Raw genomic sequence first — 9,281 nt, 5'->3', positions numbered from 1 at the left:
GCCTTTTGGGGAGGATTGCCAGTTCTTTTTTCCATAGAACTGGAGAGCCAACTTAATTTTCTTTGTGGCTTTGGCTAACCAATCTTTCGCTGACTGAACTCGTGATTTTAATTGCTTTATCTGTCTTTTTCTACATTCTTTAGCAGAGGAAGTTTTTCCTTTAGCTAATGCAATTACTCCGTTAGCATAACGCTTGCTGAACCCGTATTTCTCTTGAATATAACTATTCCAACTGGATTGATTAAATTTTATTTCTTTATTTAATAAATGGTTAACTGTTTCAACTGTTGCTTGATAAAATATATCGGACAATGAAGTTAAAAACATCTCCAATTCGGTAAAACCGATGGGGTTAAGTTCATCGGCGGGAGTTGGCAAGCATTTGCAATAAGTTATCGTCGTCATAGCTATTCGTTACCCGATTTCTTACCAATTAAGTCAACAATATCGATAAGACGATTACCACCAGCGATCCGAGAAGATTGTATTTTACCATTGAGTTCCCATCGGTGCAAAGTGCAAGACCGTCACACAAAGTCGAGTAGCTGCTTCTTTCTTGGGGGGTTAAACTAGACATTGCCTGACTATATCATAGAAAATGTCTAGTTATGTCACTAATTGTCTAGATATTTACGGACTGTTAGTTAACCCCCTGCAAGAGGAGGCGATAGGCGATTGAAATCGCTGCTATACAAACTTTCGTCCGCCTGCGCGGACTGGGTTATCACAGGGGTAGCGTTCCCCGGATTTGGTATCAGTTGGTGTATTGAATAGCGATCGCAAGACGTAAAAACCATGCCCTAAGCGTAGTTGAAGGGTCAATTGTCGGGACAAACGCCAGCCACTGTAGGGGCGGGTTTAGGAACTAGCGCTAGCTTGTTACCAATAACTGAACAACAAAACCCACCCTTATGCATAAGTAGGGATTGGTGAAGTACTCCGGCAAGATCCGCTGAAGCCGGAGCTTCATTGAAACAACCATCATCGCTTCCTGTCTCGCTTGCCGTTGCCAGATGTATTGGAAACCCTGACGAATGACAAATGACCCTCACTGATCCTCAATCCACGACAATCCCGCACCCGGATAATAATGGGCTAAAATTTGTTTGTAATCATACCCCTGCATCGCCAACTCATAAGCTCCCTTTTGGCTCATTCCTCGACCGCCAAAAACATTACTGACAATACTATCCGAAGCAGCATACAGGGATTCCACGACGCCCCCTTTATAACTGAGAAACATTCCCTGGGTTTGCTGAACCGCTTGAGTCGTGGTATTCCACTCCGACTCAATTCCCTTATATACCTGCCAACGCTGAGTATTACCCAAATCGTATAACTGATTAGCAGGTCGAATATAATGGACGATCGCATAAGAACGAGCCGCGATCGCTTGGGCTTTCAGGGCAGCGGGGGGCCAACTGGGATAGATTTCTGAACCGACGACACTGGCTAGATACGCCTCAAGCTCAATATAATTAACGGCAAGCAGACTATCCCCTTGTGATACTAAGAGTAAATCCCCTCGATACCAGCGACCATTGACAAAAACAAACCCGCCACCCGTGGGTTTAAGCCAAGCGCCCCCTGGGGTTTTCCATTCACCGATGCGAAGATAAGAACCATTGGGTTGAGCGTTAACTCCTTCGTTCGCCTCGAGTTTTCCTAATGTTTTCCCATTTCCATCCACGACTATTCCGGCTGTAGATGTGCCAACGTCTAAGGAACTTACTCCTGTCGCGATCGCAACTCGCATTTCTAAGCTTGCAGTATTAGCGGGAGGATTTTCTGCTTTAGCGGAGTTTCCGGAAGCGGCGGCAGATGATTTCGGGGGTGGAGTTTGGGCTTGAGTCTGGGCGTTGGGTTTGGGCGGTAGGGGAGTAGGGGGTTTGGAAGCTGAGGTTTGAGTTTGAGCAGTTTTGTTTGCTGTCGGTGGTTTAGTCCCTGAGGCTTGAGTTTTCGCGGTATCTTGAGCAGTAGAGGATTGAGATGGGGTTGCCTTGGGAACGGGAGTTGAGGGATATTGCCAGGAGAGACTTTGAGCAACCAGACGATGACGCCATTGGGCTTCAGCCGGGGACGGATTTGGCGGCGGTGGAACTTCCGATCGGGGTGATTGCTCCGGAGACGGTTGGGGAGAAGATGCGATCGGTTTAGAACCGGCATAAAAGGATTGAGCTAACATCCAGGGCAATACGAGGGATGCTGAAACCACAACCATTGACCATAGTCTAGAACCCTTTAAAATCGGGTGGTTGTTAGGCAGGCGAATCATCAAAAACTTGCTCCTGAGCGGGTTGGGAGAGGACGATAAGAAAGATTAGCAGTAAGCGCCGCCTCTTAGTTTAATCTGCGATCGCGTCTTTGGATATGGCACTCCCTGGCTGAATAAAGATGGTAACACTGATTTCTCAGAGCAAGCAGGAACGGTAGAGGTGGGAGGCTGGTAGCACTGATTACACAGAGATGTTAGTTCTCAATGGGGAGAAGATAATTCGATTGTTGGGGAAATTATTTCGTTGTCTGTGTCAATCTGTGTCTCTCACGATTCAGTGTTCTGTCTATGCCATTCGATCTGTGTAATCTGTGTTTTTGTCAAGACTTAGTAATAATTTTTATCGTAAGTTTAACAAAATACATGCATCCAAAGGGAGATGGGGAATGAGACGAAAACCAGACATTATACAAAGTGTTACGAAGATTCAAGTGGTTTAGCTGTGTCGGGATTAATTTTGCCTAAAATAAACCCACCATAGATAATATACCTGAAAATCGCACACTCATCTCACAATTGCTGTAACCCTTGAAAATTCGTAGATAATTCCGGAAAAGGGGTCAAAAAAGAGCAATTATGACGTTTTGTTGAGATGGAAGCATGATTGAAAATTTTAAACCGTTCTGGGGGAAAGAATAGTTTAAATTATCATAGATTGACAAATTTAGCCGAAACGGATTCCTCTGCTGAAACGGCTAAAAAAGGATATAGCGTTGACGATTGAATCGGGCGCAGGTCAGTAAATTGGGCGCACGTCGGTGCGCCCCTACGGTTTTTGGGCTTAATGGGTCATGAGTTACTGTTCAACAACTTCAGGTTGTGTTGTCTCATCTTGGGCTAGATATCTAGCTCTGTCTTTTAATATTCCTGCCACCCCATAAATTTCATTCAAGCTTGAGAGGACTTTCTTGGCTTCTTTCCCTTCAGCATCAATAATGGCGATAGATTTTTTTGTCGGGAAAAACCGAAGTCGGCAAATAGTTTTTGTTGTCTTGCCGTCTAGATTAACACCAAAGTAGCTTTTGGTGTCTTTGTACTCAATACGTCCAACATCTACAACTTCACGTAGAATCGCTTTAACGATATGAAAAGCTTCCAACTCTTCTTCTGTCGTCACTATTCCTTCGTCTGAAGAGGATTCAGATTCAACCTCTTGCCCTTCAGTTGATGGTGTAGAGGTTTCTGGTGTGTTAATAGCAGCCGCTAGCCTTTCTGTAATGCGCTCATTAATAAATTCTTTTAGTGACCGTCTGGTTATATCTGTAAACCTTTCCATAACCGATGCAGCCAGCCTCCCAGAATATACTTGACTGGCAAAAAACTTGACGAATTCAGGAGATGGGTCAGCCAGTTGCTCTGTCATGATACGCTTAATTTCTTTAGTATAGAGAAGATTCCTGGCAACATCTTCCAATTCACCCGAATTAAAGCTTGATTTGGAAAAACGTTTTAGTTCATTAATATTGGACTCGTGGAAGTCCAACATATTGAACTCAAAAAATGATTTTTCATCCATGATGTTGGGTTTCTCTGTATCGGTGTAAAACCGATAGATAATCCCATTGGTCAAAACGCTAAACTTTGCCTCTGTTGTATGAAAGTATCTGTGCAACTGTGAGTTATGCTTAGGGTTCTCTAGATTGCCTCCACACCATTTACATTCAATCAAGATGATGGGCTTTTCATGCATGATGATTGCATAATCTACCTTTTCCCCTTTTAGTCCAGGTACGTCAGCCGTGAATTCAGGGCAAACCTCTATTGGGTTAAAAACGTTATACCCTAAAGCATTAATGAAAGGCATAACAAAAGCGCTTTTGGTAGCTTCTTCTGTCTGAATTTGCTCTCTTAGCTTTAAGATTTGCTGAGAGATAGATTTAATTTGGTCGATAAAGTCCATACTGTCGTAGTGTGGTGAGGTTCTTTACCCAGTGTACCCACTCGACAAGTAGAAAATTTAGCGATCGCGAAGTTTTTACAAAGACTTTGCCAAACCCTTATAATACGCTTGTTTGAAGCGATTAAGCTTAAGTGATATAGCTCGATCTGGCATCCTAGGAATGGCGCAAAAAGACTATGCTATCTGTCTCATGTAAGCCTTACTGCATAACGATTATAAAGGTGACAGGGGATTAAGGTGATTGCCCTCGGCAGTAGCGAAGCTAATCGCATTCCCTCCCAAAACCAGTCAAACCCCCAACCCGAAAGCGTTTCAAGTTTTGAGTAAAGTCGCGATCGCATTCCCTACCCCAGACTGTACAATATCCGAGAATAAGAATCTGCGATCGCACTCTTGTACAATGGATCGACTTGTTTCTTAATACCAGCCACTCTCGTTCATCTGTCTAGGACAACCTGCGATCGCGTAGTTTGTAGTCAGCGCTGTCTTCGCTTCTGACACGCTCAAACGGAATATCGCCTAAAGCTCAAGTAAGAATTGAGCTTGCTGAGTAGCTCTTTGAACCCGTTTTAACGGGTTTAAGCTTTTAGCCCCAACTTTAGTTGAGGGCTTAAGTCAGTGCCATTCTACCTAGGATAGATGACAATAGCTGACATTCGGTCTCCCTTGCGGTTTAATTGTCAGAGTGAACGCTGTAAACATTAATACAGTTGTCGCTCCACCCATGCTGAACGTAGAAAGAATCGGTTTAGCGGAAGTCAGCAGGATGTGAGGTCAAACCCAGAGGGGAAAGGGAAACTATGAATAGCAATCCATCCAATCCTTCGGCAAATGGTGGTAAAACAATAAATATTGCCGATATTTTGGCACTTCCGGAACGTCAACGGCAAATTGTTCTGTTTATCCGTCGCCAGGAAGGACATACCCTACCCGAAATTGCCGATCACCTGAATGAAAACGAACAGATGATCGCCATAGAACTAGATGAGTTAGTTCAAGAGGGTTTTGTCCGAGAAATACAAGTGGAAGGCATTCCCCGTTACTACCGCAGTGAAATGAGACGACAAGGTAGCCAGTTTTCCGAGATGATTCAGCAAGCGCTGACACCGGGAAAACCTCTGTCCATGATTGTGAATCCCTCTGGGGATGCGCCAATTACACCCGGTTTGACGTTTGAGTTGTGCGTCACGATTACCAATGAGGGGAATCAAAGCGCCTTAATTGATATTTATATAGATGAAACATCCCAATTCCTGCACCAGTGGTGTATTTCCCCTTATGAACGTCTGGCGTTAGGGCGGGGACAAAGTAGTGAGGTGGTTTTCCAGATTCCCGTACCACTCGATGCGATACCAGGCACTTATAATTATCTGCTAATTGTTGATGCCCAGCAGCATTACCCCCAAGACACGCCAATCCAACATCCAGCACGGCTGCAAGTCTTACCCTTTGTCCAGGAAGCCATCCGGGTTAATGATCCCACCTTCACCCTACTCCCTCTCACCAGTTCCGCAGTCCCAGCTGTTGTCCAACCCGGAGAATTCCTGGAAGTTCAGGTTCTGGTTCATAACCGCTCCGATCGCGTGGATCAATTTCGCTTAACCTGTCCAGATTTAGCCCCTAACTGGTATAGAGTGATTTATCCCGAAGGCTATACCGAAGCGGGAGTGGTGCGAGTCATGGATGGCTTGGAACTCAATCCGGGTGAAAAGGGTCTAATCCAGCTCATTATCACACCACCTGTAGATACTGGGGCGAGTATCTATTCTCCCACGGTGCGTCTCTATTCCCTGAATAATCCCGACTTAGTGCTACTCGATGTCATTTACCTACAGGTAATGCCAATTTACCTGTTAACTGTCGAGTTAGTCACCCTAGTGGGTAAGATCAGCAATCAGTCCGGTGTCTTTGAGTTACAACTGTATAACGGCGGCAATATTACCCGCGACATTGCCCTCATCGCCAAAAGTGCCGATGGCGATGATCTGTGTACCTATACCCTGATACCCAGCCAAGTTCGCCTCGCACCTGGCGGCTATGCGATCGCGAACTTAGAGGTACAACCCAGCCAGAAATGGTGGCGTAGACCCTTCTACGGGCGAGTTTTAAACTTTGTTATTGAAATTGAAGACCGACAACAGTTCCCCCTAATTAACAATCGCTTCCAAGGCACCTTAATTTGGGAAGGTCGTCCTTGGTGGCAATTTTTATTAGTCATTTTAGGCATAGTCGGACTGATTGGCGCATTAATATTCCTGCTGTGGTTTCTCTTTTTTAGACCCAAACCCCGCCCGGAAATAGTCGAATTTGCGCCAGCCAGCAATAATTACTCGGTGGCTGATGGGGAGAGTGTTCGCCTGAATTGGGAAATTACTAATCCCGAACGAATACAAACGATAAAAGTACAAGGAGTATCACCAGAGGGGGTAGTCACCAGCAGTCCAATTGCCTACAATTTTAGCCAGGGGATTCCCAATGAGTTAGAGCGTTTCTGCACAATCAATGAGGTTCTTAATTGTCAAAACGTGCCAACGGATGCTCGCGAACCAGGTGATTATGTCTTTGAACTGACTGTGATTCCCCACGGGAAAAAGAGAGGGGAATCAGAGGAACTTCTAACGAATACGGTTAAAATTACACCCTTTCCGATTCCTGAGATTGAAGAATTTGCGTCAACTCAAGCCGTCTATCAACAAGCCAGTCAGAGGACGCCTGAAGCGGCAAATCAGGAAGCTAGTCCAACGGCTAATGATGACAACTCACCTCCAAATCAACCGCAACCCGAAAATAGGGTGATTGTACTGAACTGGAAAATTAGTCACCCCGAACAAATCAGACTTTTAAAACTGGTGGGTCGCAATCCCGAAGGGATTATCCTCGTTCCCATGCAATCGATTGATTTTAGTCAAAGGATTCCTCAAGGCTTACAAGAAGCCTGTAAAATAGAGGATGAGACATTAGTCTGTGCTAATATTCCTATAGATAATCCCCAACCGGGAACCTATATTTTTGAATTAATCGTGGTTCCCCGACAAGGAGAATCCGAAGAATTACCCACTCAAAAAACTGATCCGATTAAAATTGAAGCCCAACCTGTTCCCTTTGATATTGTGGAGTTTACAGTTGGTGGTGTAGAAACCCTAACTCGTCCTAAATTTGTCGTGCCAATTTCTGGGAATCAATCGATACCTGTACCTTTATCTTGGAAAGTTGAGGGGGGTAGAGATCTGAAAGTTGAACTGCTACCTGCACCCGGTACTGTGCCACCTGAAGGCACTTTACCTTATGAACTCAGTCCAGAACCAAGCACGGAAACGATTACGTTGCAAGTCACCAATGAAGCCGGGGAACAAAAAAGCCGTTCAGTCACCATTGAAACCATCCAACCACCACCTCCAGAACCTCCAGCAATGACCTTATCACCTCCACCTTCCCCACCCGGAGACGCGACTAACGGGTTACCCATCTTACCGCCTCTACCTCCACCGGGAGGCGCTTCTGCTGCACAAATGCAGACACCCCCCTCACCCTCACCTTCACCTTCACCTTCACCTTCACCTTCACCGAGGACTACACCATCTGAAACAGAACCAAAACCTCTACGTTTACCACCCGGCGGTTCACCTCCTCTTCCTCCAGGCGCCGACTCTCCGCCTCCCGCCGAACTTCCACCCAAGTTTAGGTAAAACAAATTGAGTTTATTCTTCTCTTGGCACTCTTAATCGTAACTCCTCAATTAAAATCGGTATCTCATTTTGAACAACATCCCAAACTATATTGAGGTTAATATCGTCATATTCATGAACTAACCGATTCCGCATTCCGTTAATTTCTTGCCATGGAATAGTGGACAGGGTTTGGCGTGTCGTTTCTGAAATTCGTCTGGCTGCTTCAGCAATTACTAACAATCGCCTGATGACTGCATCTTGAAGCTGTATGGTTTCGAGAAACTCATCTTTTGAGCATTGAGCGATGTAGTCTATAATGAGTTCTGCTGATTGCAGCATGTCAAGTAAAAATTGAATATCTCGTTTCATAAATTACCTGAGCCGACGAAAGAATTTCTTGACGACGTAGATAGTTACGACTTGATGTAATCCCTTGGCGAGTAATTAAATCAACGTCTCGATGAAAAATCGTCTTTAACTCCGCTTCCATTTGCTCCAAACTGAAGAACGTGGGATGAGCCTCTGGATGAAATTGCACCATCACGTCAATATCACTATCAGGGCGAAAGTCGTCTCGCAAGACAGAACCGAATAAAGAAAATTCTGTAACTTGCCAGCGATCGCAAAATTCTTTAATCTGCTCCATTGGCAGCTCAATATGTTTAACGTTCATAACTTGATCTGAATCCTGTCGTTCTCGTAGGTTGGGTAGAGCGATGGCGAAACCCAACAGGCTAACTGAGAGTGGGGTTATACCAAGTTGCACTCTAAGATAGAATTTGTCATGCTGCCCGGAGTCTAGCAGCTTTTTCTAGGATGAGTTGATTGATAGGCACCAATCGTATTTGAGGTGATCGCAGCAATCGCTTGTATGCATCTGTCAAAAAGGTATCGGAGTTTCGGATTGGTATAACCAATACCTCCATGAACGTTAGTTCACTGGTTAAAACTTCCAGGTTCCCGGCTTGAACTTTTGCCCAGAGGTCAGCCAACAATGAACCATAAACCGGAGCTTGTTCAACGGCATAAATCACAACAACCGTGTCAATATATATTCTATAATAGTCAGGCAAGTTTAGCTGTCCCATGTATCCCTTTCCGCTTGCAAATCTCGATTAATTTCTTCGAGGTTTCGACTAGAGGGGCGCTGAGAGTGGATTTCTGCCAATATTTCCAGAATAGATTGCTCCGTCGATCGGGTTGGCTTTTCTGGCAACAGAAGAATTACTTCAATGGTGTTTCCGACTGTATTTAATGCGGTATCAGGGGGTAAGTCAATTTCGATTTTATTGCCCGGTAAAACTTTAGCTTCAATTCGTAAGGCTGATTGCATTATAGGATTCATTTCTTAATTTTAATCTAAACTATTTAAAGTTTGTTATTTTCCACTATCCATAGATTACTCTGAGTATAAATACTGATAATTGGCTGGGTCTAC

The 9,281-nt window shown here is 44.6% G+C and carries 8 protein-coding genes and 2 pseudogenes; 2 read left to right on the top strand and 8 right to left on the bottom strand.

Going from position 1 to position 9,281, the window contains the following annotated elements; all coding sequences use genetic code 11:
- From ACLGGO_RS10835 to ACLGGO_RS10820, 4 genes and pseudogenes are all read right to left on the bottom strand, one after another.
- Positions 1–405: pseudogene (locus ACLGGO_RS10835) on the bottom strand (hypothetical protein); the annotation flags it as partial.
- Between the two features lie 5 nt (positions 406–410).
- A pseudogene (locus ACLGGO_RS10830) lies at positions 411–577 on the bottom strand (IS607 family transposase); the annotation flags it as partial.
- A gap of 471 nt (positions 578–1,048) precedes the next feature.
- Entirely contained in the window at positions 1,049–2,275 is a 1,227-nt protein-coding gene (locus ACLGGO_RS10825; protein ID WP_446419317.1) for a SpoIID/LytB domain-containing protein, read from the bottom strand.
- A 796-nt stretch (positions 2,276–3,071) separates the two neighbouring features.
- Entirely contained in the window at positions 3,072–4,175 is a 1,104-nt protein-coding gene (locus tag ACLGGO_RS10820; protein WP_446419316.1) for a type I restriction endonuclease, read from the bottom strand.
- A 241-nt stretch (positions 4,176–4,416) separates the two neighbouring features.
- Between ACLGGO_RS10820 and ACLGGO_RS10815 the strand changes: the two genes are divergently transcribed.
- Positions 4,417–4,596: a hypothetical protein gene (locus ACLGGO_RS10815; protein WP_446419315.1), complete on the top strand. Its 180-nt coding sequence runs from the start codon at positions 4,417–4,419 to the stop codon at positions 4,594–4,596.
- Between the two features lie 379 nt (positions 4,597–4,975).
- Entirely contained in the window at positions 4,976–7,861 is a 2,886-nt protein-coding gene (locus ACLGGO_RS10810; RefSeq protein ID WP_446419314.1) for a transcriptional regulator, read from the top strand.
- 12 nt (positions 7,862–7,873) lie between these two features.
- Here ACLGGO_RS10810 and ACLGGO_RS10805 read toward each other — a convergent pair whose 3' ends face one another.
- The 4 genes from ACLGGO_RS10805 to ACLGGO_RS10790 form a co-directional block, all read right to left on the bottom strand.
- Positions 7,874–8,212 carry a HepT-like ribonuclease domain-containing protein gene (locus tag ACLGGO_RS10805; RefSeq protein ID WP_446419313.1) on the bottom strand — a complete coding sequence of 113 codons (339 nt, stop codon included), beginning with the start codon at positions 8,210–8,212 and terminating at the stop codon, positions 7,874–7,876.
- Positions 8,184–8,516 carry a nucleotidyltransferase family protein gene (locus tag ACLGGO_RS10800; RefSeq protein ID WP_446419312.1) on the bottom strand — a complete coding sequence of 111 codons (333 nt, stop codon included), beginning with the start codon at positions 8,514–8,516 and terminating at the stop codon, positions 8,184–8,186. The genes ACLGGO_RS10805 and ACLGGO_RS10800 overlap by 29 nt, the downstream gene beginning before the upstream one ends.
- Positions 8,517–8,625: 109 nt before the next feature.
- Positions 8,626–8,931, bottom strand: a complete 306-nt coding sequence (locus ACLGGO_RS10795) for a type II toxin-antitoxin system VapC family toxin (RefSeq protein WP_446339504.1) — start codon at positions 8,929–8,931, stop codon at positions 8,626–8,628.
- Positions 8,919–9,176 carry a hypothetical protein gene (locus ACLGGO_RS10790; RefSeq protein WP_446419311.1) on the bottom strand — a complete coding sequence of 86 codons (258 nt, stop codon included), beginning with the start codon at positions 9,174–9,176 and terminating at the stop codon, positions 8,919–8,921. Before ACLGGO_RS10790 ends, ACLGGO_RS10795 begins: the two co-directional genes overlap by 13 nt.
- Positions 9,177–9,281 lie beyond the last annotated feature (105 nt).

Origin of the sequence: Coleofasciculus sp. (assembly GCF_046565525.1) — a bacterium.
Taxonomy (GTDB): domain Bacteria; phylum Cyanobacteriota; class Cyanobacteriia; order Cyanobacteriales; family Coleofasciculaceae; genus Coleofasciculus.
Note: the sequence above shows the minus strand (reverse complement) of the source record. Positions and strands in the feature narration are given on the sequence as shown.

Coding starts and splice junctions, on each gene's coding strand:
- ACLGGO_RS10825 (WP_446419317.1), bottom strand. CDS start 2,275: ATGATTCGCCTGCCTAACAACCACCCGATTTTAAAGGGTTCTAGACTA.
- ACLGGO_RS10820 (WP_446419316.1), bottom strand. CDS start 4,175: ATGGACTTTATCGACCAAATTAAATCTATCTCTCAGCAAATCTTAAAG.
- ACLGGO_RS10810 (WP_446419314.1), top strand. CDS start 4,976: ATGAATAGCAATCCATCCAATCCTTCGGCAAATGGTGGTAAAACAATA.
- ACLGGO_RS10805 (WP_446419313.1), bottom strand. CDS start 8,212: ATGAAACGAGATATTCAATTTTTACTTGACATGCTGCAATCAGCAGAA.
- ACLGGO_RS10800 (WP_446419312.1), bottom strand. CDS start 8,516: ATGAACGTTAAACATATTGAGCTGCCAATGGAGCAGATTAAAGAATTT.
- ACLGGO_RS10795 (WP_446339504.1), bottom strand. CDS start 8,931: ATGGGACAGCTAAACTTGCCTGACTATTATAGAATATATATTGACACG.
- ACLGGO_RS10790 (WP_446419311.1), bottom strand. CDS start 9,176: ATGCAATCAGCCTTACGAATTGAAGCTAAAGTTTTACCGGGCAATAAA.